This is a genomic window from Mucilaginibacter sp. P4_E8 (assembly GCF_056401495.1).
Map to the genome: position 1 here is coordinate 1 of NZ_JBFUJG010000041.1, position 26,262 is coordinate 26,262.

Here is a 26,262-nt window from a genome sequence, read left to right on the forward strand (position 1 = left end):
CCATTGGTACTCCATTATTGAGCGTTATCGTTGTGGCAAAAGTATGCCTGGCGGTATGAAAAGTAAGTTTCTTTTTTATGCAACATGTATCTGCTATTTCTTTCAGGTATGAATTCATTTTTTGATTTGTCAGGACAGGCAAAATAGTTCCGTTATCTAAGCATTTCGGATGATTTTTGTATCGCTTTAAAATCTTTAGTGCACAAGGAAGTAATGGAAGCCTTGTAGGGGAATCTGTCTTTTTTCGGGCCGTCATTATCCATTTTTCTCCATCAATTCCTGTTACTATATCAGAGCTTTGTAATCTATATACATCAATGTATGACAGTCCGGTGTAACAGCTAAACAGAAATATGTCACGCACATATTTTAGTCTTTCAATATCATACCTTTTATTAATTATTTTAACTATTTCCTCTTTAGTTAAGACAGTAGGATATACTTCTATGCGTTTGATTTTAACACCTTGAAAAGGATCTTTTTTTAATAGTCCGCTTTTCAGACTTCCGATTATAATTTTTTTAAAGTTGCCTAAATACTTTATAGCTGTGTTGTGCCCGCAATTCTTTTCGCTCTTAAGCCAGAATAAGAATTGGTCTATAAATTCGTAATTTAACTCTCCTAGTTCCATATCCTCTTTTTCATATCTCCATCTAATAAAATTGCTTATATGCGAGTAGGCTGTCTTATATCGAGTTAGCGTACCTTCAGCAACATTTTTTCCTACTAAAGCTTTCATTTGAATATTGTGTTCCAGAAACACTGCCTTAATGAAATATTTCTTTTCATCTTTTCCTAAAAGTACCTCTTTTATAGTTTCAGCAGTTACGGGCTTATTGCGTTCATATAGTTTGGTTTTTGCTTGATAAACCTTGCTTAAAATAAGATCCAGATAAGAGTTTAATTCCCTTGTTTCTTTATTGTCACCTATGGCTCTACCAAACGATGTATTCCATTGGCTAAGCGCCCATTGCCTTTTAATTGAAAGTTCACGATGAATGCCATCTACTGTAATGCGGAGATAAACATATCTTTTTTCATCCTTTTGATTTTTAGCTTGCTTTAAGTAATAAAATACACCGAAGCTTTTTTCTAACATAAAATTTAAAATTTCGCTAAAGCTTACAAGAGATCTTTTCAAATCAAAATATGTCAAACGTGCTATTAACGCCACATAGAAGACGGTTTATGTAGTCCCGAGTTGTTTTATTGCGACCGTTTTACCTATACCTGGGATCTTTACAATTATGGCTGTCTTTGAATGTAGGAACAACTAATTCTTTGCCCCATATTTTGTTGCCTGCCTTTTGCGCGTTTAATATAAAATGATTGTTCCTGGTTTGAAAATATAAGGTGATAGCTGCCTTGCATTCGTCAAGACTTGTATAATCGCTATTGTGAATAATGGATTTAGCCAGTCCACTGAATACAGATTCAATCACATTTAAAAATTGTGCAGAAGCCGGGAGTGGTGCCAATTCCACCAATGGTGTCTTGTGGACAAGCCGGTAACTGTCGCTATTCAATTGCTCAATATAGCTGACCAACTTTTTAGAGGCGTGCCAGGATGCAGCATCCCAGGAAAAGTAAAGTTTTTCCTCATTTTGATATTTGATTAGTAGCAGGTCTATGAGTTTGACCATTTCTTCGGTATCTTTTTTTTGTGAATAGAAATGCGTGATCTGATTTTGAGATAGTTCCAATGCCGCCGTACATATAGTCCAGCCTTTGCTTTTTTGAATCTGCGGGAACGTTTTTCTTTCGCTCCTCTTGACCAATTAAGCCGACCATTCCGTTTCTATCGGAGATTAATAAAATATATTTTAAGTTATTTAATCATTTATCAAAACTTCCGGTATTGTTATTATTTCCCGTAGTTAGGCCGCGTTGGTTCCCTCAGTTAGCTGACTCAGGAAATCGATGTACAACGGAACGCTTTTTTCTATCCATTCTTCTGAGGGATTATAAGCCATTCCATAATAAGCAAATAGCGGCTGGTAATCGGCTTTTACATAACTAAATGTACGTTCAAATGGGCGGGTTAGTTCTTCAAGTGAATACTTGTAAGCCCCACCAGTTTGCAGCTCTTCTTCTTTTAAGCCAACAGAGGTAGCCATTGCTATTTTTTTCCCCCTTAATTTATAACCGCTGGTGGTGCCATATGCCCAGCCATACGTAAGAACCTCGTCCATCCATTTTTTTAACAACGCAGGTACATAATACCAGTAGTAAGGAAACTGAAAAACGATCTGATCATGTTCTTCGATCAGTTTTTGTTCCGCTGCAATGTCAAATTGTTGGTTAGGATACACCTCCTGTAGTTGATGTACATGATACTTGTCAGGGAATTTTTCTAACTCCTGGACCCATCTCTTATTTATTACTGATTTATTAATATCAGGATGGATGACGATAATCAAAGTTTTCATATTATATAAACTATGTCGCACACCTGTGTCGACAGAAAATTGTCTTTAAACTTTATCTATGCAATTGCAAAATTTGGTTATGCGGCGTTTAGCTAATCATTGTCAGCAGCCAATTGATTCAGAAAATCAAGGTATAACAGCACGCTTTTTTCAACCCATTCTTCCGAAGGATTATAGGTCATTCCGTAGTAAGCAAAAAGAGGTTTGTAAATTGCTTTTAAATACTCAAATGTTAATTCAAAAGGCCGGGTTATTTCTTCAAGCGAATACTTGTAAGTTGCGCCAGGCTGCACTTCTTCTTCCTTTAGACCTAATGATGTAGCAATGGCGAATTTTTTTCCTTTTAACTTATGGCCACTTTGACTGCCATATGCCCAGCCTCGTGTAAACACCTCGTCCATCCATTTTTTTAATAAAAACGGGCAATTGAACCAATAATAAGGGAACTGCAAAACGATCCGATCATGTTCTTCGATCAGCTTTTGTTCTGCCGCTATATCAAATTGCTGTGTAGGATAAACCTCGTGTAATTGGTGTACACGATACCTTTCCGGGAATTTTTCTAACTCTCTGACCCATCTTTTATTTATTACAGAATTTTCAATATCGGGATGGATTACGATAATTAATGTTTTCATATTATAGTCAAATTATGCATCAAAGGTAGGTGCGCTTATTTAGATAGTGTACATTAGCAACCCATTGTAGGGTACTATAAAAAATGTAAGTAGTGTCTAAAATCAAAGAAACATCCACCAATTTTGCCAACAAGCAGGCCCTGGCTGACCATTGTTCAGAGGTTTACGCATCCATCCTCCTGGGCGGACAATGGGCTATCCCCATCTGTTCCTGGTTGATCAATGGTAAGCTTAGATTTTGCGAACTGAAAAAATCCCTGCCAAACATCACGGAACGTATGCTCACCCTACAACTCCGGAAACTGGAAGACCATAAGATCATTAGCCGGTCAGTTTATGCTGAAGTRCCAGTCAGGGTGGAATACGAGTTAACCTCTATAGGCTATGAGTTGGCCCCCATCATTCAATTGCTCGAAAGCTGGGGGGAAAAACACAGGCAATGCATTAAAGGATCAAATACTTAATTGGCTCAATGCTTGGATATACCGCTGATATATGCTATCTTTCCATCAATATTTCCTGGGAATGCAAAATAACCTGATATCTCAAAACCATGGCGTTTCCATATCATCCGGAAAATCACGGCTCCCCTGTCCTTGGCTATCTTACCCCGTTAAAGAAATTGACTTATCAGGAATAATGCAGTTTGACATCTGCTGAATTGTCTCATCGGATAAGCTGTTACCTGACAGCACAACATTAATTTTAATCGTGTGAATGCCTATGCCAAATACCCTGGTCAGCGTCCTTCATCACTCCCGGCAATAAGTCAATGCGGACTTGTCAACTTTTAAAAAATCCTCCATCAGATAGTAAAAATCCTCCATTCTATTAAAAGGATTGACACAGCACCTTTGCTAAGTAAACAAAACTATTCAGAAGTAAAAGTTGGAATTATGAAAATGTATTATTTCACAGACCCAATGTGTTCGTGGTGCTATGGCTTTAGTCCTGCCGTAAAAAAATTGAAAGAGAACTACAAAGATATAGACCTTGAGATCATTTCAGGCGGATTTTCGCCCTATAGCAAGCAAGTTGTTGACGATGAGTATAAGGAATTCCTGGCTTATCACTGGAACAATGTAAACGCGCGGAGCGGACAGTTTTTCGATCACTCGATGAAGTTCATCTCTGATACCTTCCGCTATGATACCGAACCGTCAAGCCGTGCATTGATGGTGATAAAGGAATTGTTGCCTGATCAGGACTTCGTGTTTCTGAGCCTGATGCAAAAAGCATTCTACGTAGGAGGAAAGGATATTACCAATGGCGCGGTACTCGCAGAACTGGCTGCAGAAATCGGCGTTGAGAAGCCGGTCTTTTTGGAGCGGTTCCATTCCGAAGAAATGAAGCTAAAAACAAATCAGGGCTTTCAATTTAGCCGTCAGCTAGGCGTTCAGGGCTTTCCGACGCTGCTTACCATCGATAACGGAAACATTAAAGTCATCACCCGTGGATTCCAGGATTATGACGGCCTGAAAATCGTTGTCAACGATTGGTTAAACAGTCAACATGTTCTGCTGCCAAGTAACGGGGGATCGTGTTCAGGTGATACTTGTGAATGCTAAACAATAGAAATGATGTATAAAGTAAAATATAATCAAGATGGCTGTATCTGATCTGTTTAAGCCGCTGCCGTTGCTACATGGTCCGGCCATGCGAAACCGTTTCATGCTGGCACCGCTTACAAATCAACAAAGTGAATTCGACGGTACGGCATCCGAATTTGACCATATATGGTACGAACAGCTTGCAGAAAGCGGTTATGCACTGATCCAAACCTGCGCTACTACTGTGGAAGCAAGTGGCATTGCGTTTGCCCGCCAGCTTGGTATTCACAGCGATGAACATTTGCCGGGGCTGACAAGGATAGCGTCAACCATACGAGTGGGCGGCGGTTTGTCCGCAGTGCAATTACACCATGCCGGACACCGTGCCAATCCGCTCTTAGGAGGTATACCTGCACCCGCTTCGAGCGACACGGTACCTGGAGTTGATGCGATCACCACCGAAGAGGTGGAGCGGATCCGCGACAGCTTTATCACGGCCGCAAAGAGAGCCCAGCTCGCAGGGTTCGATGGCGTCGCCGTACACGGAGCTTTTGGTTGGATCCTTTCCGAATTTATGTCACCCTATTTGAATGGCCGTAATGATAAGTACGGGGGAAGCCTGGAGAACCGTGCACGTCTGACAATCGAAGTCATCGAGGGTATTCGCCGGGAATGCGGCCCTGATTTTCAAATCGGCTGGCGCTTATCTATCGAGCGATATGGACTGGTTTTGGAAGAACTGCGTGCTGTTACCGCTTATATCTTTGATCGCGAGCTGATCGACTACCTGGACCTGGCTTTATGGGATTCAGCCCAGGTCGTTCACGAAGGACAATTCAAGGGAAAAAGCATGCTCAGTCTTTTTACAGAGCTTCCCCGCAAGGGCGTTCGCCTGGGTGTAGCCGGCAAGATCATGACCGCCCGGCGTGCCGGAGAGTTGCTGGATGAAGGCTGCGATTTTGTGCTGATCGCGCGGGCAGGAATTATTCAGCGGGACTTTCCGCTTCAGGTAAAGGCAAACCCGGCTTACGAAAGCGTAAAAATGCCGGTGATGGCAGAACATTTACGTCAGGGAGGACTTCCCGAGCGCTTTATCAATCACTTACGGGGATGGCAGACGATCGTTTTTCCAAACTCGCCGTGATCAATGGCTGCTAACTCTCACTACGGCAATGAACCGTTTTAAAATACCTGATATGGCTGCAAAAAAAACATTCTCTTCATTTATAGAAAAGCTTAGTTGTAACCTGAAAGAGCAGCTTCCCGGTGAAGCGGCTCACCAGATGATGGAAGCCACATCCGCGGCATATCTTGGTATCAAACCTAACGAAGGATCCCGGAAGAGCGCTGTATTAATGTTGTTATATCCTTTCAGGGATGGGATCTATTTGCCTTTGATATTGCGGAATTCCTATGATGGCGTTCATTCGGGGCAGGTTGCATTTCCGGGCGGCAGGCACGAAGTGACTGACAGCGATCTGATCCAAACCGCGCTCCGCGAGGCGCAGGAAGAGATCGGGTTGAAGATAGCAGACGTAACAATATTGGGAACGCTCACCGAGATCTATATCGCACCAAGCGATTTTCTGGTGCTTCCGGTCATCGGCTACCTCAATTACAGGCCGGAATTCCTGCCCGATCCCAGAGAAGTCAAAGCTGTTTTTGAAACCCGGATTGATCATTTTTGGGAGCCAAACAGCGTCGGATGCAGCGAAATCCTGATTCCTGGTGACCGGGTTTTAACACCGCATTATGAAGTAGAGGGCCACAAGATCTGGGGCGCCACGGCTAAAATGATCCGTGAACTATTGTCAGTTATAAACGCTGATCTTATGCACACTGAAAGGTGATATTGTCTGTTTCACCGTCGCCTTAGTATCTGTCAAACCATATGGAAAGGCCTGCGAGTATTCTACTTGCAGGCCTTTTTATTTTCAAAAAATGATGTGGCTGGTCAATGAAAGCCGGTCTGTCATATGAATCATTTCTGTTAGCGCAACGGTGCCAGCTTTATAAAAAATCATCCATTAGATAGTAGGAATCCTCCATTCATGACGAATGAATAGCAGGGCATCTTTGCATTGTAAATAAATACAAAAGATAATATGAGCAAAACAGCTATCATAATTCTGTCTGATCCCAAGGCTGGTTCAGAAGAAGCACTCGGACGCGTATTCAACGCTTTGGCATCGGCATATGAATTCAAACATGCAGGTGAAGATGTAAAAATTATTTTCCAAGGTGCCGGCATCAGGTGGCCTGAGCAACTGGAAAAACCTGAGCATCCGGTTTACGGGCTTTATAAGGAAGTGAAGGATCATGTTCACGGGCTTTCCAATGGCTGCGTTGCTGTATTCGGAACCGAAGTATCGGGTTACGACCTGTTGGGTGATAACGAAGTACCCGGAACACCAGGACTTCCAAGTTTCCTTAACCTGAGAAATGAGGGGTATAACATCCTGATCTTCTAAAATTATTACTGATCACTGTTTCCGGCCAGATCCGGGAGCAGTGATCTTATTCCCGGCTAATCGAAATACTTTAAGGAAATCAACACAAGTAACAAAGTTTCCGTTTCGTAACGCCGTTAGACAATTTAATAACACAAAAGTGGCAAGTAAAGACAGAATTCAACGCTTAAAAGATGAAACCCGGATCAATATCCTGGATGCATCGCTGCGCATCGCGATTGAGGAAGGATGGCAGTCTTTAAGCATGCGCAAAATTGCTGATGCAATTGAATATACGCCGCCCGTTATCTATGAATATTTCAATAACAAAGAAGCCATATTGCTTGAACTCACGAGGCGCGGCTACCTGATCCTGTCAAAAGATATACAGGCGGCCCGAAATAAGCACGATCTTCCGGCAAGTCAACTGGAAGCGATGTGGCTGGCCTACTGGGACTTCGCATTCGCGAACCAGGAACTCTACCAGCTCATGTTCGGTGTACAGATCAACTGTTGCTGTGGTGTAGTCGAAGAGCTGCCGGAGTCCAAGAATCCGCTTAACCAATTCAGGGAAGTGATCGTAAGCCTGATGAATTCGGCTAACCCTTCCCCGGATGTCATCTGCTTAAAATATTACACTTTCTGGTCTGTTGTTCACGGGCTAATTTCTATTAATATCTTGAAAAGAGGGTATTCCGATGAAATGAATAACCAGGTACTGAAAGTCGCGATAAGCGATATCATCAATTCCATTGCAAAAGCAACTTAGCTTTTGACCCTTCGTTAACGGTGTTCTTTTATTTTTCGCCGTTAACCGATTTAACTCATTGTCTGCCATCAGGCAGTACTGATTCTTCCAATTAACATCATTAAAAAATTAATCAAATGAAAAATATCATTTTAGCGCTTGTCGCCATTGCATTATACGGCTGTTCATCAACACCGCAAACACCCCAGGCCCCGCCGCCGTCATTGCCGGTAGGCACTATCGCCAGTGCTTCCGAAACTACTTTCCAGGAATACCCGGCATCCATTCAGGGTGCGGTAGATATTGATATCCGCCCACAGGTCAGCGGATATTTACAAAGTGTTTTAGTTAACGAGGGCGCTTATGTTTCTGCAGGGCAAACCTTATTCCAAATCAATGCGCAGCCTTTTAAAGAGGCGTTAAATAATGCCAAAGCAAGCTTGCACGCTGCTGAAGCGGCAATCCTGAACGCGCAACTGGAAGTGGATAAACTCACCCCGCTCGTAGAGAATAAGGTCGTTTCAGATTTTCAGCTAAAAACCGCAAAGACCACGCTTCAGATCGCCCGGTCGAATGCAGAACAGGCCAGGGCAAATGTTGCGTCGGCCCAGATCAATTTAAGCTATACCAATGTTAAAGCAACCGTAAGCGGTTATATCGGCCGCATTCCCAAGAAACAGGGAAGCTTAGTTTCCCCTGCTGACCAGATCGCCTTAACGCAGCTGTCTGATATCCACGAGGTGCATGTTTACTTCGCTTTGGCAGAAAATGATTTTAACAGTTTCAACCTGCATTACCCAGGCAAAACGCCTGCTGACAGGATCAAACATTTACCGCCGGTTGAACTGGTTCTGGCTGACCAGTCCGCGTATCCTGCAAAGGGTAAAATTGATATGATCGATGGTCAGTTCGATAAAAACACCGGAGCGATCACTTTACGAGCCAGCTTTCCAAATGCCAGCGGCATTTTACGCTCGGGTAATACCGGTAAGATCAGGCTGGGCCTGCAGCATGACGATGCCATCCTGGTACCCCAATCTGCCACCGTAGAGATGCAGGATAAGGTATTTGTTTTTGCAGTCGGCAAAGATAACAAAGTAGCCAAAACGCAGATCTCGGTCATTGGCAAAAGCGGCGACAAATATCTCATTAAAGATGGTGTAAAGTCGGGCGACCAGATCGTACTGAGCGGTTTTGACCGCTTGCAGGACGGGCAGGAGATTCACCCGGACAAAGCCGCGGATAAAACAGCCCAATTAATTAACAAAAACTAAGTTTTACGACCATGTTCAAAGTATTTATACAAAGACCAGTATTGGCGACAGTGATCTCCATCATACTGGTGATATTGGGTGTGATCAGTTTGATCAAGTTGCCCATACAACAGTTCCCCGATATTGCACCGCCCTCAGTAGTGGTAAGTGCTCTTTATCCGGGCGCGAATGCAGAAACCGTGTTGCGTTCCGTAGCACCATCGCTGGAGGAATCCATCAACGGTGTTGAAGATATGACCTATATGAATTCAACTGCCAGTAATGATGGTACCTTATCGATTGCCGTTTACTTTAAACTGGGCACTAACCCGGACCAGGCAGCGATCAACGTACAAAACCGGGTATCACAGGCATTAAGTCATTTACCCGCTGAAGTTATCCAGCAAGGGATCACCACTTCTAAGCAACACGTTACCTTCATGATGGGTATCGGCCTGTATACAGAGGATGAATCCAAATATGACCAAACCTTTGTGGGCAATTATGCAGAGATCAACATCCTCCCTGAATTAAAACGTATTCCGGGCGTAGGCCAGGCAAGTATATACGGCGGGTCCAAGGATTATTCTATGCGGGTATGGTTAAACCCATCACAAATGTCGGCCCACCAGGTCACTCCCGACGAAGTGACGCGTGCCATCCAGGATAAAAGTCTGGAAGCCGCGCCGGGTAAATTCGGTCAGCACAGTAAGGAGATATTCGAATATGTGATCAAATACAAAGGTAAGTTAACCAAGCCGGAAGAATATGAGAATATCGCGATCAGATCCAATGCCGACGGATCAGTACTTCGCTTAAAAGATGTGGCGAGAGTGGAATTAGGTACTTTTTCTTACAACAGCTTAACGCGTTTAAGCGGTAAAAAAGGCGTGGTCCTCGGTATCCTTCAGTTATCAGGTGCCAACGCAAATGAGACGCAGATTGCGGTTAGGAAAGCGATGGAAAAGGCCTCGAAAAGCTTTCCGGCAGGGATCAAACACCAGATCTTTTTTAGTACTAAAATAGCCTTGGATGAATCAATTGACCAGGTTAAAGATACATTGATAGAAGCATTTGTTTTGGTATTCATCGTGGTATTCCTGTTCCTGCAGGATTTCAGGTCGACATTGATCCCGGCTATTGCTGTCCCCGTGGCGATATTAGGCACATTCTTTTTCATGCATATCTTTGGTTTCTCGATCAACTTACTGACACTGTTTGCGCTGATCCTGGCCATCGGTATCGTAGTGGATGATGCGATCGTGGTCGTCGAGGCGGTCCATGCCAAGATGGAGCATAAAGGTCTGGGGGCGAAAGCGGCTACCCATGAAGCCATGCATGAAATTTCCGGTGCGATCATCTCTATCACGTTGGTGATGGCGGCCGTGTTCGTGCCGGTGGGTTCTATGGAAGGTTCAACCGGCCTGTTCTACCGCCAGTTTGCCTTTACCATGGCCATAGCAATCGTCATTTCGGCAGTGAATGCTTTAACTTTAAGCCCGGCATTAGCTGCATTGTTCCTGAAAGATGTCCATTCGCACGATCATGTAGAAGGAACAGCTGTCAACAGAAGCTTTAAAGAAAAGTTCTTCATTGGGTTCAACAGCAGTTTTAACGCCATCACCAATCGTTATATAGGCGGCTTAAAATTCCTGATCAATCATAAATGGCTCAGCATGGCTGGTTTAGCACTCGTAACGGTGGCCACTGTCGTGATGATCAAATTTACGCCGTCCGCATTTATACCCACCGAAGATCAGGGATTCATCGCTATTGCTGTAAATACACCATCCGGTACCACACTGGACGGTACTCAAAAGGTAATGAAGGAGGCCGAAATCAGCTTAAAGAAAATGGATGCTGTGCGCTTTGTGACCGCCATTTCCGGTTTTGACGTACTGACCAACTCCATGAGTCCGTCCAAAGGCATCATATACATTTTATTGAAGCCGAACAAAGAGCGGGGTAAAGTAAGAAACCTCGATGCGGTTATGGACGTGGCAAGAGGTAAAATGAGTGCAATTACCGGGGCCGGTGCATTCGTTTTCAGTTTCCCGACAGTTCCGGGTTTTAGCAGTGTGGAAGCATTAGACCTGGTGTTGCAGGACAGAACAGGTGGTAAACTGGATAAGTTCAGTAATATCTCCCAGCAGTTTATCGCAGAATTAATGAAACGTCCTGAAATTGGCGTAGCCTTTACCAGCTTTAAAGCAGACTACCCGCAATTACAGATGGAAATCGATGATGACAAAGCAGGTCAGCTGGGTGTCAACGTAAAAGATATCCTGGAAACCATGCAGGCTTACTTCGGTAGCGCCCAGGCATCAGATTTTAACCGTTTTGGTAAATATTACCGCGTGATGGTGCAGGCGGATATTGTTGACCGGGCGGATCCGTCATCCATAGACCGTGTTTTTGTTAAGAACAAAATGGGTGATATGGTTCCAATGAACACGCTGGTGAAACTAACCCGTGTATATGGATCAGAGACGGTTTCCAGATATAACATGTTTAACTCAATCTCGGTCAACGCCATACCGAAGACCGGGTTCAGTTCCGGTGCTGCTATCAAAGCGGTTGAGGAAGTAGCTGCAAAGCAACTGCCGGAAGGCTATTCCTACGAATTCTCCGGTCAAACGCGTGAAGAGATCGCATCCGGGGGGCAGTCAACACTTGTCTTTATCTTATGTCTGGTGTTTGTTTACTTCTTGCTGGCAGCGCAATACGAAAGTTATATCCTTCCACTGGCGGTAATCTTATCCCTGCCAGCAGGAATATTCGGTGTGTTTGTGGCCATCGGGTTAACCGGTATTTCCAACAGCATCTATGTACAGGTAGCCCTGATCATGCTGGTTGGTCTGCTTGCTAAGAATGCGATCCTGATCGTGGAGTTTGCCGTTCAGCGAAGAAAGGCCGGGCAGTCGCTGGTTTCAGCAGCGATAGAAGCAGCGAAACTCAGGCTCCGCCCGATCATCATGACCTCGGTTGCGTTTGTGGCCGGTTTGTTTCCGATGAGTATTGCTACAGGGCCATCTGCGCAGGGTAACCATTCTATCAGCATTGGCGCAGCCGGCGGCATGGTATCCGGTGTGTTATTAGGCTTGTTCATTATACCGGTCCTGTTCATCATATTCCAGCACCTGCAGGAAAAAGTTAGCGGGGCACCGGTTGAAAAGCATCCGGACGATGCTAAAGACGGGCATGACATCAAACAGTTAGAACCGGAATTATCATAATATCAATATCTCAACAAATGAAAAAAATAATAAGCGGGCTCACCTTACTGATGATCATAAGCGCCTGCAACGTTTCCAGGAACATAGAGACACCGAAACCGGCATTGCCTGCTGCTTTCAGGAATGCCGTTGCCACTGCCGATACAAGCAGCATTGCTGACATACAGTGGAAAAACTTTTTTACTGATGCTACCCTGCAACAGCTGATCGATAGTGCGATCAGCAACAATTATGATATGCAGATCGCATTAAAAAACATCGAATCCTCGCGGCTGCTGTTCAAACAGACCAAATTTAATTACACGCCACAGGTCAACCTGAACGTTTCGGCGAATACCAGCAATCCGTCAAACAATAGTTTGAATGGTTTAACCGTAGGCCAGTTTTTAGGTACTAACCATATCGAAGATTACAACGCTAATCTTTCGTTATCATGGGAGGCCGATATCTGGGGTAAGATCCGTAATCAGAGTAAAGCCGCGCTGGCTCAATACCTGCAAACGGCTGAAGCCAGGAAGGCGATCCAAACCAATATCGTCTCATCGGTATCACAAGGCTATTATAACCTGTTGATGCTGGACGAACAGCTGGACATTGCCCGTCGCAATGTAAGGCTGAACGATAGCACGCTTCAAATTATCAAATTGCAGTTGCAGGCGGGACAGGTGACTTCCCTGGCTGTTCAGCAGGCTGAAGCACAGCAACTGGCAGCCGCTCAACTGGTGCCCGAATTTGAGCAGAACATCGCCATACAGGAAAATGCCCTGCGCATCCTTACCGGTGCTTTGCCTGCTCAGATCGGACGCAATACGCGTTTAGATCAGCTTAGGGTAACAGAGGGCGTGCCGACCGGGCTGCCATCAGAAGTCGTGAGCCGCAGACCGGATGTACGGAGTGCCGAGTTAGCGCTTAATGTCGCCAATGCAAATGTTGGTTTCAATAAAGCCAACATGTATCCCGTGCTGAATATAACAGCCGCGGGTGGCGTAAACTCCTTAAAGGCCAGTAACTGGTTCAATATACCGGCATCCTTATTCGGCACGGTAGCGGGTAGTGTTTTGCAACCCATATTTAACCGCAAAAAATTAAAAACCCAATACGAGGTATCAAAAATTGAGCGCGAGAAGGTCGTGCTGCAATTCCGCCAGTCTGTACTCAATGCCGTTGGTGAAGTATCGGATGCCCTCGTAAAAATTGAAAAATTGAAAGAACGGCAGGCCATTGCTGCAAATCGTGTAACCACCCTGCAGCAGGCTACAGGCAATGCCAACCTGTTATTTAAGAATGGCATGGCTAACTACCTGGAGGTGATTACGGCACAAAGTAATGTGCTGCAAAGTGAACTCGAACTGGCCTCTGTTAAGCGCCAGCAGTTAAGTGCCGTAGCAGAGCTTTACCGCTCGCTTGGCGGTGGCTGGAAATAATCTTTATTGATGAGTGATGTGAGGGAAGCCATTCCCAACTTCGGTTGGGGTGGCTTTTTTTGTACGATATCCAAAATCATCCATTAGATAGTGCAAATCATCCATTCTATAGGGGCAATTTCCTGGGCATCTTTGTCATAGAGTATATAAAAACAATATCAATAAACTTAATCGAAATGGCAGTCTGTGATCTATTCAAACCCCTTACTTTGCTGCACGGCAAGGCAATGAGAAACCGTTTCATGATGGCCCCTTTGACCAGCCAGCAAAGTGAATTTGACGGCACGGCATCCGAATATGATCAATTTTGGATTGAGCAGCTTGCGCAAAGCGGTTACGCGCTGATCCAAACCAGCGCGGCTACTGTAGAAGCCGGGGGTATCGCGTTTGAGCGACAGCTGGGAATTCATAGTGATGACCACTTGCCGGGGCTGACCAGTATGGCTACAGCGATCCGCGAAGGCGGCGCTTTATCGGCAGTGCAGTTACACCACGCGGGCCATCGCGCCGTTCCGGAAGTCGGGGGAATTCCCGCGCCTGCGTCAGACAAAACGGTAAAAGGTGTCAAAGCGATCACGACCGAAGAGGTTGAGCGGATCCGTGACAGTTTTATAGCGGCGGCCAAAAGAGCTCAGCTGGCAGGGTTTGACGGCGTTTCAGTTCATGGAGCTTTCGGATGGATCCTTTCAGAATTCCTGTCGCCGAATCTGAACGACCGGACGGATAAATACGGCGGCAGCATAGAGAACCGCGCGCGTTTCACGATTGAGGTCATTGAGGGTATTCGCCGGGCCTGCGGACCGGATTTCCAGATCGGCTGGCGCTTATCGATCGAGCGTTATGGACTACGCCTGGAGGAACTGCGGGAGATCACCGCAGAGATCTTTGATCGTGAGCTCATCGACTACCTGGACCTGGCCTTATGGGATTCGGCCCAGGTCGTCAGAGAAGGAACATTCCAGGGAAAGACCCTGCTCAGCATATTTACCGAACTTCCCCGCAAGGGCGTCCGTTTAGGGGCAGCCGGAAAGATCTACAGTGCGCAGCGTGCGGGCGAATTACTGGATGAAGGCTGTGACTTCGTACTGATCGCGCGGGCGGGCATTCTTCAGCGGGATTTCCCGCTTCAGGTCAAAGCGAACCCGCTGTACGAAAGCCCAAAGATGCCGGTAACAGCGGAATATCTGCGCCAGGGCGGACTGAGCGAGCGCTTTATCGAAACCATGCGGGGATGGCAAACTTTCGTACGCCCGGGCTCCTGATAAATAACACCTGCCATAGCAGAGCTCTACCGCTATGTTTTTATTGGAAGGAAATGATTTTACTAATGACTGATCTCAGAAAAGCCGTTCCCGATTTATGTTGGGGCGGCTTATTATGTGCCGGACAAACTGCCAGCATTTGAATTTTGCAGCCTCAAAAATTTTGCAATATCAGGAAACAGCAAGGCTTTTGAATTAAAAAATCATCCATCATAAAGTAAAAATTGTCCATTCCCCGGTAAGGAAGACTACCACATCTTTGCAGTGGTTACCTGTGCGTACACCATGATTATTTATTTTTAAGTAATTTTATGTATTGTGCCATCCCAATTTCCAATGGGGCAAACGTTATAATGGAGCTCATGGAGGAGGAATATAATATTTACATGCGCCAGTGTTTAGAGCTTGCTAAGATCGCTTTGGCGGCCGGCAATCCACCTGTGGGCGCGATCATCGTTTCTGATGGAAATGTGATCGGCACCGGTATAGAATCAGGGAGGTCCTCGGGTGATGTTACCAACCATGCGGAAATATTAGCGGTAAGGGATGCTGTAAAAAACGGACATGCAGACCAATTGGAAAGATCGATCATGTATACTACGCATGAACCCTGCATCATGTGTTCCTACGTGATCCGGCATCACAAGATCCCTGAACTGATATATGGGGCCTCTGTACCATATATTGGTGGTTCAACTTCCCGATTTAATATCCTGTCTACAGCGGACGTACCAAAATGGGGAACCGGTCCAAAGATCACCAGCGGAATTTGTTCGGATGAGTGTAAAGCCCTCAGCGAACAGTTCAGTAAAACATTTATTAAATCGTAAGTACCATGTTATCTCAATCTGTATATACACTCGTCAATCAGCAGAACGGAAATTTGTCGTTCAAACTATTTGAGTTCGACAATAACAGCTATTTTGATCATATTCAGCGGAATAATTATTTCACGCTCATCTTCATCACTTCCGGTGAAGGGTTGGCCAGGGTTGATATGTGCGACTATTCCTTCCAGGAAAATACCCTTTTCGCATTCTATCCTTACCAGCCATTTATGTTGCTGTCAAAAGGGACTTTGACGGGTATCGCGATCCAGTTTCATCATGACTTTTTCTGTATTTACAGGCACCATAAAGAAATAGCTAATAACGGCCTCCTGTTTAACAATATCTATGAACAGCCATTTGTCTGCATCAACAAAAGCTGTAAAAAAACGATCTTAAACCTCATCGAACAAATAGCCAATGAATTAAAAGACGAAGAGTTCAGGAAAGATGAGGTGCTTGTCTCTTACGTGAAAATATTACTGGTGATGGCCACCAGGATAAAACTTGAACAGCAAACCCTTCAGGATGCTGATAACACCAACAGTAAACAACATTTTTTGATCCAGAACCTGAAAAACGCGATCGAGGACAATTTCCGGTTAAAACATTCTGCAAGCGATTACGCCGATATTTTAAATCTAACGCCGGTTTCACTTGCCCGGATCACCAAAAATCATTTTAATAAAACACCATCAGACCTGATCACCGAACGGATCATTATTGAGGCCAAAAGGGAATTATATCTTACTGATAAGACCATTAAAGAAATCGCGTGGGAACTCGGCTATGAGGACGAGTATTATTTCAGCCGGGTTTTTAAAGGCAAAACAGATATTTCGCCGCAATTTTACAGGGATACGATAGGATTTAACCGGGGGGCATCTTGATCAGGCTCAAAATTCTTTAAGAATTCAATACCTAATTTGGCGCTCAGAAATTTATAAAGTTGAATATAGTGGATAAACCACACCTGATTGACACCGTTTGGCCAATTTCAAAATGACCACCTTCTAGTGCTTAAGTTCAATCTTCTAGAAAAAGAAAGGAAATTGGCGGTAAGGGGTCAGTCCTATTGGTTTATCCAATATATCTATCAATATCCAAATCTGCAAAGTAAATAACCACACCCGGGTGCTGACTCTATTATCAATGTTCCAGAAAAGGAGCTACGATCTTTTCCCGGAAGTTGGGATCTGGACTTGTCAACACTTCCCTTGTCTTGCGGTAAACATAACCCTCTTTTTTAAGATAAGCCGATATGGTGGAGCCGGATATGTAAATGCCATATACCTTTTGATAAACGGCAGATAAATCTGCCAGAAACCAGGATGTACGATTGATCCCGTGTAATTTGGGGGACTCATGAATTAGCCTTACCAAATTGTCGCGCTTTTCCTTGATTCCGTTTATGATATCCTTATTCGCACGACGGGGTTGCTTTTCGAATCCTTTAATGCCTTTTGCTTTGTAGTCCCTGATCCAATCCGATACTTTATCAGCGCCGCGATCTACCTTAATAGCAATATCAGCCGCCGATTTAGAATGAAAAGACTCCATGATGACCACTGACCGTTCCCATTTACGTCTGTCGGAGGATCTACGCCATCGTTTCAATATTTTCAAGTCTTCCGCAGGTATCGTAAGCACTTGCAAAAAGTGACGAAGCACGACTTTGTTCTCTTTTGCCCATTTTGAAAAATGCAGGCAAAACGCGGAGCGATTGTAACCTTTTGGATAAATCGCCAAATTACGTAGCCAGACTGGATATACCGCTGATATTGCCAGACATCCTTTGCGCTGGCGGGTTTATCTAAACCTATTAATAATGACAAGACGTTTATCAATTCCTGATATTTATCATTCTGTGGATATTCGATTTTGAAAACGGGAATTCCAACATCTTGATAAACTGCTCCGCCTGGACGGTTATCGGCAAATGCCTTGTATTTTTTGATATAACTTTTCACTGTGTTTCTGGAAATGGCTAATTGCCGGGAGGTTTGTCTGATATTGATTGCTCCGTTTAAAAGCATGCGACCAATAGATATTTGTTTTTTCTCAGGGATTCTTGTACGTGCCATTCTTAAAAATTTAGTGTACCGACAGTATTACCTAATAAAACTTCGTTATGTTAATATGGTTTCCAAAGACGTGTTAATGCGAAATTTAAGTTATACCTTAAAATTGCATTATTTTAAGGTAGTCAATATCATCCGAGATGATTTTAATGCCATTAAACTCATTGACATTAAAATAGTTAATTTTTAAGGTCAATAGTATATATTTGTATTATGCCATACCCGATAAACCCTGACCGGAATGTTCCCTGGAATACCTTGCCGGAACTGCCAATTGACAAAAACCTCTATGAGGATGTCGAAATTTACAGTCAATTGGGTAATGCCAAAGCCGCGCTTGGCCGCTTACAGGGCAGAAGTATCGTCATTCCAAATCAAGGGCTGCTTATTAATTCCATTAGTTTACAGGAAGCGAAAGCATCCAGCGCAATAGAAAATATCTTTACAACTGATGATGAATTGTACCAGGCCTACAGTGAAGAACAAATCCAGCAATTAAACGGGCCGTCCAAAGAAGTACTGTATTATCGGGAAGCTTTATGGGAAGGTTATACGTATTTAAAGGAAGAGCAGATTTTTGACGAAAATTACTTTGTGAAAATGTACCGGATAGTCAGCCAGTTTAATGATGGCATCAGAACACCCATCGCCCAAATTGTTATCAAAGAGGGCGGCACCGGGCCAAATGCTGGGAAAGTATCCTACACGCCGCCAAGGGGCAAAGGAATAGTCGAAGCAAAACTCCACAACCTGATCGAATTTTTGAACGACGACAAAACTTATGCCATAGACCCATTGCTCAAAATGGCCATCGGTCATTTCCAGTTTGAAGCAATACACCCTTTCCGCGATGGCAATGGCCGCACCGGCAGAATTTTCAACATTCACTACCTGACAAAAAAAGGCTTGCTGGATTATCCGATCCTTTTTTTAAGCCGTTACATCATGGACCATAAAGAAGATTACTACGCCGGACTTGCCGGGGTAACCCAAAGAGGAAGTTGGAAGAGCTGGTTGTTGTATATGCTGAAAGCTGTCGAGGTGACATCGAACATCACCTATGACAAGATCAACGACATCGTTGGTGCAAAAGATGCCATTTTAAAAGCCATCATCGAAGATACCGACATCGCACGCCCCGAATCGCTGGTCAACGCCATATTTACCCAACCTTACACGCGGGTAAAGCATCTTGTTGGTGGCAATATTTATGCGGAAAATACTGCCAGAAAATATCTTGACCAGTTAACAGACATGGGGGTTTTGGAAAAAAGAGTGATTGGTAAAGGTAACTATTACCTAAATCTGGAACTGTACAGGATACTATCTGAATAATTTGTGCTAAACATTATTTTCTTCGCAGCTTACGCTTAAGTTTCAGGGTTTCCGCTTTTTCCTCTATTTCCTGGTGCGTAAGCTTTTGATGAGATAGCAACCAGTTCATTAACATCTTTTTTGAAAACCGGATACCCCCGCCGGGTAAACCTATATAAGGTAATTCTCCGGTAGATTTTAACTGGTAAAGCGTTTGACGGGAATACCCGGTTATTGTTTCGGCGATCTCGTATCCGCCAATTTCGTCTTCGTCATTTAAGGTTTCATCAACCGACATGAACCCGGTCATGCATTCTTTTATAATGACCTTTAAATCAGCGACGGTCAGATCAATCAAACGCGTATTTTTATCTATACTCATAGTTGCAAATTTACCATCACCAACCGGTAACCATTATCTCTATTACCTTCTTTATTACCATCTCTATTACTTGCCTACCATCAGATGTCTCAGCAGGTTTACTCTGATTTTTGTGTATTAAGCCTGAATGGATAAGGCTGTAGCACGGGTAATCCAATATAAAGGCATGAGGTTTAGCTTGTTTCATCAGTACTATAAAATTACGGCCGAATTCCGCATAGTAACTCTCAAAGTAATCTTAATATATCTGGGATTTAAAGTGGGATTATACTCGATTTTTTTAAAAACCATAACTAACTTATTATTAGATAGTTATATTTTCTTATAAAGCATGTTTATACTTTATTGTAACTCATTCATTTACAATAAACTAAGTCAGAAAGCGTCTTTTTTTGGAAAAAAAAGACGATACGAAAGACGCAATGGAATTGTGATTGTTTTTTGATTTTTAAAGAGAGTTAAAATTGAAAAACCCCTTAATTTCGCTAATTAAGGGGTTTTTCAATTTAAAAAAGCAAGATTCAAAATCTTTTGCGATCCTTAAAATATCGCCATAACTGTCTGTTTATCAGTTGGTTACTGCTTCAGCGGAGAGGGCGGGATTTGTATTTTGTTTAAAAATCCACCCTATTTCACCTTTATGATAGTTTCTCAAGAAGAGGTCTCCTTTAAGCCTCTATCAAATTCGATTAAAATTGACAAAATCTGATTACCAAATTTACAGATATTAAATAAATAAAAAAAGATTTGATCGAGTAAACTACTGAAAATCCTTGTGTCGCTGGTTCGATCCCAGCTGATACCACTAAAATGAGTGTCAACTCCAATCACAACCCTGTAAATGTCTGATTTACAGGGTTTTTTTGTTTCCCACCAGATCAAAATAACCCATAGTTTCTCAATGTTTATGACACCTAAAAGGATACCTGTTTTAGTTCCTTACCTTCGAGGTATCAGAAAGTGGCATAATTATCTGTAATACAGTTAATTATACTAAATAAAATTGAGGTATTTTAACCCGTTTTGAGCCTTTTTGATACCAGTTTTTTAGGAACGTTTTGCACCTATTTATCAAATCGTAACAAAACAAACAGTATTAAATGAAAACAACAAACACATTTGGCGTACATTTTCTTATCCGCCAGGATAAGTTAAAAGAGGGAACCATGACCTGCTCTTGCATTTTGATAACGACTTCTTTTTTATGGTTAAACTGATCAGGAAAATGAGCTAAATCACAGCGGCCGGCTATTTAAGGGCCGGCTGCTGTTATCGTTATTGATCTCCGCCTTGGGATGAACAGATCTCCGCTGATCTTATAAAAAGATTATTAGTTCAGGGCGGCGATCACAGCATCTGCCATAGCAGCTGAAGAAGCCGGGTTCTGGCCGCTGATCATATTGCCGTCGCGAACCACGAACTCACCCCAGTTCTTTTCGCCGCGTACATAGTCGGCACCGCATTCTCTTAATTTGGAAGCTAATAACCATGGGGCATTATCGGCAGTACCGAATTCCACTTCTTCCTCATCACTGAAGGCGGTTATTTTACGGCCTTTGAACAGCCATTTGCCGTCAGGGCCCACAGCGCTCAGTAATGAAGCCTGGCCGTGGCACACAGTAGCAATGATCTTTTTCTGCTTGTCTGCTGAGATCAGCACCTGGCCCATGCCTTTATCTTTGTAAAGGTCCACAACCGGGCCGTGTCCGCCGGGGATCACGACTGCATCGTAATCTGCCATATTGATCTTGGTCAGCGCATAGGGATGGTCAAGGTCTTTGGAAATCTTTTTCAAATAGCTTTTGAAATGCTCCAGGTTCTTGCCGGCAAATTTTTCGGTCAGGCTGTGTGGGTCAGCTGTCGGTTTTACGCCGCCCGGAGTGGCCAGGTCCACGGTATAACCGGCATTCGCGAATTTTTCATGGATAACGATAAATTCTTCAGCCCAGTAACCGGTTGGATATTTGGTGCCATCTTTCCTGATCCAGGTATCTGCCGCAGATAACACGATCAGTACTCTTTTACCGGCCTTTGCCGGAGTCTTTTTACCCGGATTCCCGGCGAATGAAGTGCCGGCAAGGGTGATCAATAATAAAACGCTAAGCATGGCGCGTTGCGCGAAAGTTGCCATATCTGATAAGGTAACTTTTGATACCGGGTTTACCGGCATGTTGTTGTTATTTGTTTTCATTTTGAATAGACCTTAATGTCTGATACAAAGGAACGGCGCCTCCTCAGTCCGGCATTTGCGCAAATCATAGGGATAATTGCGAGTTTCAAAGATGTGCCTTCAATTCCGCCGGAGCTGACCATGATCTTTGAGGTGCCCATTATGATCGGAACAGCAACCGGGAACCTGCTCCTGCGACTGGCCGGCGCCGATCGCCCGCTGGCAGGCAATGGACGATATAAGTGTTTTTTAGCGGTGCAAAGTTTCATTGCCTTTTAATGTATTTCCGGTATATAAAAAGCTTTTTAAATGATATACCTGTATATACATATACTTGTGAGGAATGGACGTGCAGTGCTGTCCGGTTTTTGTCAGGCTGGACAGCACCATTAAAATTCCCTAACTTTGCGCCGGATCAAATTACATTACCGGCACATGGAAAATTCAACGATACCCCGGATGGCATTGGAAACGTTCGCAGCGGAAAGCTACCAGCAGCCGCTTTTCAACGTAGAGCATTACCCTGTCGACTCGCATTATTTCGTGATCCAGAACAGGGACACTTATCCGGTCAAGGATTATATCTCGCCGCACCGCCGTAAATTCTACAAGATCTTCCATATGACACGAGGAACGGGAGTTTTGACCATTGGGCTGCACCGCTATGAAATGGGCCCGAACGAGATCGCTTTCCTGCACCCTGACGAGATCATGTCCTGGCAAACCACTTCTGAAGAGACCGGCGGGCATTTCTGCCTGATCCATCCCGATTATTTCGGGCGCGAAGCGGACCACGTCCTGCATCTTTTCCGCCAGTTCGCCGCATTTGAGACCGATAAAGCGGTGATCCAGCTGACCGAAACTCAGTCCGCAGCAATAAACGGTTATTTTGAAGTGATGTACCGGGAAGACCGCGGGGATAGCGAGGATAAGAAGCAGGCGATCCTAATACAGCTGCAAATGCTGCTGCTGGAAAGCCAGCGCGCCGGCAAGAACCGGATGCGGACAGCGGCACCCGAAGGGTACGGTTATATCTACCGGTTCCTTGCGCTGCTGGAATCAGCATTTCAGGTGCAGGACCGCGACTCTTATGTTAAATTGAAGACAGCGACAGAATTTGCGGATCAGCTGCATGTACATCCGAATTATTTAAATTCACTGGTCCGCAGCCAAACCGGTAAGACTCTGCGCGATCACATACAGGACCGACTGATCCACGAAGCTAAATCCCTGCTGGTCCAGACGGACTGGGGCATCAGCGAGATCAGCGATGGCCTGGGCTTCTCCGGGCAGGCCGCATTCACCTCCTTCTTCAGGAAGAAAGCGAATGTTTCCCCCTCGGAGTTCCGCAAAAACACCGCACTTCCTGCTCATATTTGAAATTCACAAATATCCCTGTGATTTGAATAAGGCCTTCCAGACTGTTCGTGGCCACCTTTGTATCATACAAATAAATGATCACGACATGAAAACACAAAAAGTATGGTTCGTTACAGGAGCCTCAAAAGGATTAGGATTAACATTAGTAAAACGTTTATTAACTGAAGGCTATAAAGTGGCGGCCACCTCAAGGGATGCCGCAGCCTTACGCAGCGAAGTTGGCCACGAAGGCGATGACTTCCTTCCGCTGCAGGTCAACCTGACCGACAATGCCAGCGTCGGCGAAGCCGTTGCTGAGATCGTTGCCAAGTTAGGCACCATCGACGTAGTAGTGAACAATGCCGGTTACGGTCAGCTGGGTACACTGGAAGAACTGAGCGACGAGGAAGCCCGCAAAAACTTTGATGTGAACGTATTCGGTTCACTGAATGTGATTCGCAACGTAATGCCTATTTTCCGTGCTAAAAGTTCAGGTGCCTACTTCAACATCTCATCTATCGCCGGTTTCCTGGGTACTTTCCCTGGCTGGGGCATCTACAATGCCACTAAATTTGCGGTAGCCGGTTTCACTGAAGCACTTTCCGCAGAAGCTAAATCTTTAGGTGTTAGCGCGACCATCGTCTACCCTGGTTATTTCAAAACCAACTTCCTGCTGCAGGGCTCACTGCGTACTGCTGCACATCCGATTACCGAGTACAAGGAAGCCCGCGACCTGGAGGTGATCCACAACGAGCAGATCATCGGTAACCAGCCTGGTGACCCTGAAAATGCGGCTTTAGCATTTATCAAGGTGGCTGAGATGGAAGAACGCCCACTGCACCTGTTTCTGGGTTCGGATTCGTTCGGCATGGCACACGGCAAGATCGAAGCCGTACGGAAAGACCTGGCCGCTTTCGAGAGCATCAGCAAATCAACTGATTTCCGGAAATAATATGATTAATAGCCCCTGTTACAATGGCCGGCCAGTGATGGCCGGCTTTTTTTTTGGCCTGACCAGGCACGATGCACGGGCGGCATGGCCGGACAAACCCCGCCGGTTCTTTACATAGGGGATCATCGCTGCGATCATGGACGACCTTATCGGGGCTGCAATAATCAGTCTTGGTAAAAGCGTATTTTACGTAACGATAAACAATGTTATTGAATACTTTGCTGCTGCAAGGCCGGGCGATGTGGTACAGGGTAGAACTAGGATCATTAAGTTAGGCCGACAAATTATCTCAGTTGAGTTTGAGCTTTGGCTTCCCATTAAAAATAGATTGCTCGCACGCGGTTCATCAAATTTAATGAAAACCGAACTGCCAATGTCGGAGGAAGGCAAACAGGTAATATTGGCACAGAATGTTTAATCTTTAGACGCTGGCGAGATCAGGTTCTATCCTTGATTCCTTCCTTTGCTCATATATCTCTAGATGTGTATCCGCCAATGCCGATAAAACACCTGCCTTATCATTTTTGAGTGCTGCCGTCAATTCCTTTTTGATCTCGATGTTATTTTCTGACACCCCCCAAAGGGCCATTTCCATAATGATAGGGATAAGTCCGACACCCCTCTCCGTAAGACAATATGCCACCCTCGGCTTGCCGGGAACTGGGTATTTCATAATGAAACCTTCGCTTTCCAGCATTTTTAACCGATCTGTTAATACATTTGTCGCGATGCCCTCAGTTGACTGAATGAACTCGCCAAAGGTATTTTTATTGTTAAGCAAAATGTCCCGGACGATCAAAAGCGTCCATTTATCGCCGAGAAAGTCAAGGCTGAAGCTAATAGGACAAGCCGAACGTTTCTTAATCTTTTTTATCATATCGTCGTAATCATTACCGTTCATTGCGCTTGCTGATTACAAGTGCAAATTTAAGCATAAAAGGTCAACAGTAAAATAAAAATCAATAACAAAATTTGCACTTGCAAATAACAAGTAGAAGTATGTATATTTGCACTTGTAAAAAGCAACTGAAAATATATACTTAGTTTCTTTTGATCAACAAAGCAAATAACATACTATATGAATGATCTACTAAAATTTACAATCGATGCCCATGGCGGCTTAGATAAGTGGAAAAAATTTGAAAAAATTTCCGCTCACCTGAAGGTTGGTGGTGTTACCTGGGCATTTAAACAGGTGCCGGGTATAATGGATGATATTAATGTCGTGTCGAGCACGACAAAACAACGTGTATCTTTTTATCCTTTCTTAAAAGAAGGTTGGCACAACACGTTCGAAGCACATAAAGTTGCGATCATTGACGATCGGGACGTCCTGGTTGATCAACTTTATTTTCCGCGAAACAGCTTCAAGGGATATGCGACAGAAACCCCCTGGTCAAAACTACAGGTAACTTATTTTACCGGTTACGCAATGTGGACGTATTTGAACGCACCATTTTGCTTTGCGGAGGCTGGGTATGAAGTGAAAGAACTGGAACCATGGAATGAGAATGGCGAGGTGTTAAGACGATTACATGTCACCTTCCCGGAAAACATTGCGACGCATGGCAAGGAACAGGTATTCTATATTGATGAAGCAGGACTCTTCAAGAGACATGATTATAATGTCGAGATTCTTAACAATGCGTCCTCCGTGCATTATATAGCTGATTATAAAGAAGTTCAGGGAATTAAGTTTCCTACAAGCAGGCATGTTTACAAACGGAATGACGATAATACCGCTTTGATTCCTGCACCGCTATTCATTTCCATTGAATTAAGTGATATCAAATTGAGTTAAGCATTAAACATGCTTTATCAGGGTAAAGCCGGCATTTGCTGGCTTTACTGGATAAACCAATAGCACTGACCCCTTACCGCCAATTTCCTTTCTTTTTCTAAAAGATTGAACCAAAGCACTAAAGGTGGTCATTTTGAAATTGGCCAAAAGGGGTCAATCGGGTGTGGTTTATCCAAGGTCAATCAAACGCGTATTTTTATCTATATTCATGGCTGCAAATTTACCATCACCAACAGATAGCCACCACTATCTCCATTACCTTCTTTATTACCATCTCTATTACTTATCTACCATCAGATGTCTCAGCAGGTTTACCTTGATGTTTGTGTGTCAAGCCTAAATGGAAAAGGCTGTAGTACAGGTAATCCAATACTAAGGCATGAGGT

At 44.1% G+C, this 26,262-nt stretch carries 27 protein-coding genes; 18 read left to right on the plus strand and 9 right to left on the minus strand.

Annotated elements, in window-relative coordinates; translation table 11 throughout:
- The 4 genes from AC1DRQ_RS15955 to AC1DRQ_RS15970 all read right to left on the minus strand — a co-directional run.
- Nucleotides 1-1,099: site-specific integrase (locus AC1DRQ_RS15955; RefSeq protein WP_477425655.1), on the minus strand; the 1,099-nt coding region annotated here is incomplete at its 3' end.
- A 121-nt stretch (nt 1,100-1,220) separates the two neighbouring features.
- Nucleotides 1,221-1,778, minus strand: a complete 558-nt coding sequence (locus AC1DRQ_RS15960) for a transposase (RefSeq protein WP_477425656.1) — start codon at nt 1,776-1,778, stop codon at nt 1,221-1,223.
- 99 nt (nt 1,779-1,877) lie between these two features.
- Complete coding sequence (locus tag AC1DRQ_RS15965) at nt 1,878-2,429, minus strand: NAD(P)H-dependent oxidoreductase (RefSeq protein WP_477425657.1); 552 nt, start codon at nt 2,427-2,429, stop codon at nt 1,878-1,880.
- Between the two features lie 92 nt (nt 2,430-2,521).
- Nucleotides 2,522-3,067: an NAD(P)H-dependent oxidoreductase gene (locus AC1DRQ_RS15970; protein ID WP_477425658.1), complete on the minus strand. Its 546-nt coding sequence runs from the start codon at nt 3,065-3,067 to the stop codon at nt 2,522-2,524.
- Between the two features lie 92 nt (nt 3,068-3,159).
- Between AC1DRQ_RS15970 and AC1DRQ_RS15975 the strand changes: the two genes are divergently transcribed.
- From AC1DRQ_RS15975 to AC1DRQ_RS16030, 12 genes are all read left to right on the plus strand, one after another.
- Nucleotides 3,160-3,531, plus strand: coding sequence for a winged helix-turn-helix transcriptional regulator (locus tag AC1DRQ_RS15975; RefSeq protein WP_477425659.1), 372 nt, complete (start codon nt 3,160-3,162; stop codon nt 3,529-3,531).
- Nucleotides 3,532-3,990: 459 nt separating this feature from the next.
- The gene (locus tag AC1DRQ_RS15980; protein ID WP_477425693.1) at nt 3,991-4,635 is read left to right on the plus strand and encodes a DsbA family protein; all 645 of its coding nucleotides are present in this window, start codon (nt 3,991-3,993) and stop codon (nt 4,633-4,635) included.
- A 37-nt stretch (nt 4,636-4,672) separates the two neighbouring features.
- Nucleotides 4,673-5,761 (plus strand): NADH:flavin oxidoreductase, encoded by a 1,089-nt coding sequence (locus AC1DRQ_RS15985; RefSeq protein WP_477425660.1) that lies wholly within the window; start codon nt 4,673-4,675, stop codon nt 5,759-5,761.
- 52 nt (nt 5,762-5,813) lie between these two features.
- Nucleotides 5,814-6,467, plus strand: a complete 654-nt coding sequence (locus tag AC1DRQ_RS15990; RefSeq protein WP_477425661.1) for an NUDIX hydrolase — start codon at nt 5,814-5,816, stop codon at nt 6,465-6,467.
- A gap of 255 nt (nt 6,468-6,722) precedes the next feature.
- On the plus strand, nt 6,723-7,088 hold the full coding sequence (locus AC1DRQ_RS15995) for a hypothetical protein (RefSeq protein ID WP_477425662.1): 366 nt from the start codon (nt 6,723-6,725) through the stop codon (nt 7,086-7,088).
- A 40-nt stretch (nt 7,089-7,128) separates the two neighbouring features.
- Nucleotides 7,129-7,836, plus strand: a complete 708-nt coding sequence (locus AC1DRQ_RS16000) for a TetR/AcrR family transcriptional regulator (protein ID WP_477425663.1) — start codon at nt 7,129-7,131, stop codon at nt 7,834-7,836.
- A 116-nt stretch (nt 7,837-7,952) separates the two neighbouring features.
- Entirely contained in the window at nt 7,953-9,089 is a 1,137-nt protein-coding gene (locus AC1DRQ_RS16005) for an efflux RND transporter periplasmic adaptor subunit (RefSeq protein ID WP_477425664.1), read from the plus strand.
- Nucleotides 9,090-9,100: 11 nt separating this feature from the next.
- Nucleotides 9,101-12,304 carry an efflux RND transporter permease subunit gene (locus AC1DRQ_RS16010; RefSeq protein WP_477425665.1) on the plus strand — a complete coding sequence of 1,068 codons (3,204 nt, stop codon included), beginning with the start codon at nt 9,101-9,103 and terminating at the stop codon, nt 12,302-12,304.
- Between the two features lie 17 nt (nt 12,305-12,321).
- Nucleotides 12,322-13,728, plus strand: coding sequence for an efflux transporter outer membrane subunit (locus AC1DRQ_RS16015; protein ID WP_477425666.1), 1,407 nt, complete (start codon nt 12,322-12,324; stop codon nt 13,726-13,728).
- Between the two features lie 176 nt (nt 13,729-13,904).
- A complete protein-coding gene (locus AC1DRQ_RS16020; RefSeq protein ID WP_477425667.1) occupies nt 13,905-14,990 on the plus strand; it encodes an NADH:flavin oxidoreductase in 1,086 nt (361 codons plus the stop codon).
- A gap of 386 nt (nt 14,991-15,376) precedes the next feature.
- Nucleotides 15,377-15,820, plus strand: a complete 444-nt coding sequence (locus AC1DRQ_RS16025; RefSeq protein ID WP_477425668.1) for a nucleoside deaminase — start codon at nt 15,377-15,379, stop codon at nt 15,818-15,820.
- Between the two features lie 5 nt (nt 15,821-15,825).
- Nucleotides 15,826-16,707 (plus strand): helix-turn-helix domain-containing protein, encoded by an 882-nt coding sequence (locus AC1DRQ_RS16030; protein WP_256539303.1) that lies wholly within the window; start codon nt 15,826-15,828, stop codon nt 16,705-16,707.
- Between the two features lie 259 nt (nt 16,708-16,966).
- On the opposite strand, the gene AC1DRQ_RS16035 is transcribed toward AC1DRQ_RS16030, so the two are convergent.
- Both AC1DRQ_RS16035 and AC1DRQ_RS16040 read right to left on the minus strand, forming a co-directional pair.
- On the minus strand, nt 16,967-17,377 hold the full coding sequence (locus AC1DRQ_RS16035; RefSeq protein ID WP_477425669.1) for a winged helix-turn-helix domain-containing protein: 411 nt from the start codon (nt 17,375-17,377) through the stop codon (nt 16,967-16,969).
- 62 nt (nt 17,378-17,439) lie between these two features.
- Nucleotides 17,440-17,901 carry a hypothetical protein gene (locus tag AC1DRQ_RS16040; protein WP_477425670.1) on the minus strand — a complete coding sequence of 154 codons (462 nt, stop codon included), beginning with the start codon at nt 17,899-17,901 and terminating at the stop codon, nt 17,440-17,442.
- Nucleotides 17,902-18,111: 210 nt separating this feature from the next.
- Between AC1DRQ_RS16040 and AC1DRQ_RS16045 the strand changes: the two genes are divergently transcribed.
- Nucleotides 18,112-19,233 carry a Fic family protein gene (locus tag AC1DRQ_RS16045; RefSeq protein WP_477425671.1) on the plus strand — a complete coding sequence of 374 codons (1,122 nt, stop codon included), beginning with the start codon at nt 18,112-18,114 and terminating at the stop codon, nt 19,231-19,233.
- 13 nt (nt 19,234-19,246) lie between these two features.
- On the opposite strand, the gene AC1DRQ_RS16050 is transcribed toward AC1DRQ_RS16045, so the two are convergent.
- Nucleotides 19,247-19,594: a helix-turn-helix domain-containing protein gene (locus AC1DRQ_RS16050; protein ID WP_477425672.1), complete on the minus strand. Its 348-nt coding sequence runs from the start codon at nt 19,592-19,594 to the stop codon at nt 19,247-19,249.
- 1,330 nt (nt 19,595-20,924) lie between these two features.
- Nucleotides 20,925-21,785 (minus strand): type 1 glutamine amidotransferase domain-containing protein, encoded by an 861-nt coding sequence (locus tag AC1DRQ_RS16055; protein ID WP_477425673.1) that lies wholly within the window; start codon nt 21,783-21,785, stop codon nt 20,925-20,927.
- Nucleotides 21,786-21,800: 15 nt separating this feature from the next.
- On the opposite strand from AC1DRQ_RS16055, the gene AC1DRQ_RS16060 reads away from it, so the two are divergent.
- The 4 genes from AC1DRQ_RS16060 to AC1DRQ_RS16075 all read left to right on the plus strand — a co-directional run bounded on the left by AC1DRQ_RS16060 (nt 21,801) and on the right by AC1DRQ_RS16075 (nt 24,493).
- Nucleotides 21,801-22,043, plus strand: a complete 243-nt coding sequence (locus AC1DRQ_RS16060) for a hypothetical protein (RefSeq protein WP_477425674.1) — start codon at nt 21,801-21,803, stop codon at nt 22,041-22,043.
- A gap of 156 nt (nt 22,044-22,199) precedes the next feature.
- Entirely contained in the window at nt 22,200-23,144 is a 945-nt protein-coding gene (locus AC1DRQ_RS16065) for a helix-turn-helix domain-containing protein (protein WP_477425675.1), read from the plus strand.
- 85 nt (nt 23,145-23,229) lie between these two features.
- The gene (locus tag AC1DRQ_RS16070; protein ID WP_477425676.1) at nt 23,230-24,075 is read left to right on the plus strand and encodes an SDR family NAD(P)-dependent oxidoreductase; all 846 of its coding nucleotides are present in this window, start codon (nt 23,230-23,232) and stop codon (nt 24,073-24,075) included.
- Nucleotides 24,076-24,199: 124 nt separating this feature from the next.
- Nucleotides 24,200-24,493: a PaaI family thioesterase gene (locus AC1DRQ_RS16075; RefSeq protein WP_477425694.1), complete on the plus strand. Its 294-nt coding sequence runs from the start codon at nt 24,200-24,202 to the stop codon at nt 24,491-24,493.
- Nucleotides 24,494-24,496: 3 nt separating this feature from the next.
- Here the strand turns inward: AC1DRQ_RS16075 and AC1DRQ_RS16080 are convergent, their stop codons facing one another.
- Complete coding sequence (locus AC1DRQ_RS16080) at nt 24,497-24,976, minus strand: winged helix-turn-helix transcriptional regulator (protein WP_477425677.1); 480 nt, start codon at nt 24,974-24,976, stop codon at nt 24,497-24,499.
- Nucleotides 24,977-25,153: 177 nt separating this feature from the next.
- On the opposite strand from AC1DRQ_RS16080, the gene AC1DRQ_RS16085 reads away from it, so the two are divergent.
- Nucleotides 25,154-25,876 carry a hypothetical protein gene (locus AC1DRQ_RS16085; protein WP_477425678.1) on the plus strand — a complete coding sequence of 241 codons (723 nt, stop codon included), beginning with the start codon at nt 25,154-25,156 and terminating at the stop codon, nt 25,874-25,876.
- Nucleotides 25,877-26,262 lie beyond the last annotated feature (386 nt).

What these genes read in the sequence shown, in the direction of transcription:
- AC1DRQ_RS16005 (WP_477425664.1), top strand. Translation starts at nt 7,953, where the DNA reads ATGAAAAATATCATTTTAGCGCTTGTCGCCATTGCATTATACGGCTGT.
- AC1DRQ_RS16030 (WP_256539303.1), top strand. Translation starts at nt 15,826, where the DNA reads ATGTTATCTCAATCTGTATATACACTCGTCAATCAGCAGAACGGAAAT.
- AC1DRQ_RS15980 (WP_477425693.1), top strand. Translation starts at nt 3,991, where the DNA reads ATGTGTTCGTGGTGCTATGGCTTTAGTCCTGCCGTAAAAAAATTGAAA.
- AC1DRQ_RS16045 (WP_477425671.1), top strand. Translation starts at nt 18,112, where the DNA reads ATGCCATACCCGATAAACCCTGACCGGAATGTTCCCTGGAATACCTTG.
- AC1DRQ_RS16015 (WP_477425666.1), top strand. Translation starts at nt 12,322, where the DNA reads ATGAAAAAAATAATAAGCGGGCTCACCTTACTGATGATCATAAGCGCC.
- AC1DRQ_RS16035 (WP_477425669.1), bottom strand. Translation starts at nt 17,377, where the DNA reads ATGGAGTCTTTTCATTCTAAATCGGCGGCTGATATTGCTATTAAGGTA.
- AC1DRQ_RS16055 (WP_477425673.1), bottom strand. Translation starts at nt 21,785, where the DNA reads ATGAAAACAAATAACAACAACATGCCGGTAAACCCGGTATCAAAAGTT.
- AC1DRQ_RS16050 (WP_477425672.1), bottom strand. Translation starts at nt 19,594, where the DNA reads ATGAGTATAGATAAAAATACGCGTTTGATTGATCTGACCGTCGCTGAT.
- AC1DRQ_RS15985 (WP_477425660.1), top strand. Translation starts at nt 4,673, where the DNA reads ATGGCTGTATCTGATCTGTTTAAGCCGCTGCCGTTGCTACATGGTCCG.
- AC1DRQ_RS16020 (WP_477425667.1), top strand. Translation starts at nt 13,905, where the DNA reads ATGGCAGTCTGTGATCTATTCAAACCCCTTACTTTGCTGCACGGCAAG.
- AC1DRQ_RS15965 (WP_477425657.1), bottom strand. Translation starts at nt 2,429, where the DNA reads ATGAAAACTTTGATTATCGTCATCCATCCTGATATTAATAAATCAGTA.
- AC1DRQ_RS16010 (WP_477425665.1), top strand. Translation starts at nt 9,101, where the DNA reads ATGTTCAAAGTATTTATACAAAGACCAGTATTGGCGACAGTGATCTCC.
- AC1DRQ_RS16085 (WP_477425678.1), top strand. Translation starts at nt 25,154, where the DNA reads ATGAATGATCTACTAAAATTTACAATCGATGCCCATGGCGGCTTAGAT.
- AC1DRQ_RS15995 (WP_477425662.1), top strand. Translation starts at nt 6,723, where the DNA reads ATGAGCAAAACAGCTATCATAATTCTGTCTGATCCCAAGGCTGGTTCA.
- AC1DRQ_RS15990 (WP_477425661.1), top strand. Translation starts at nt 5,814, where the DNA reads ATGGCTGCAAAAAAAACATTCTCTTCATTTATAGAAAAGCTTAGTTGT.
- AC1DRQ_RS16040 (WP_477425670.1), bottom strand. Translation starts at nt 17,901, where the DNA reads ATGGCACGTACAAGAATCCCTGAGAAAAAACAAATATCTATTGGTCGC.
- AC1DRQ_RS16080 (WP_477425677.1), bottom strand. Translation starts at nt 24,976, where the DNA reads ATGAACGGTAATGATTACGACGATATGATAAAAAAGATTAAGAAACGT.
- AC1DRQ_RS16065 (WP_477425675.1), top strand. Translation starts at nt 22,200, where the DNA reads ATGGAAAATTCAACGATACCCCGGATGGCATTGGAAACGTTCGCAGCG.
- AC1DRQ_RS16060 (WP_477425674.1), top strand. Translation starts at nt 21,801, where the DNA reads ATGTCTGATACAAAGGAACGGCGCCTCCTCAGTCCGGCATTTGCGCAA.
- AC1DRQ_RS15970 (WP_477425658.1), bottom strand. Translation starts at nt 3,067, where the DNA reads ATGAAAACATTAATTATCGTAATCCATCCCGATATTGAAAATTCTGTA.
- AC1DRQ_RS16070 (WP_477425676.1), top strand. Translation starts at nt 23,230, where the DNA reads ATGAAAACACAAAAAGTATGGTTCGTTACAGGAGCCTCAAAAGGATTA.
- AC1DRQ_RS16025 (WP_477425668.1), top strand. Translation starts at nt 15,377, where the DNA reads ATGCGCCAGTGTTTAGAGCTTGCTAAGATCGCTTTGGCGGCCGGCAAT.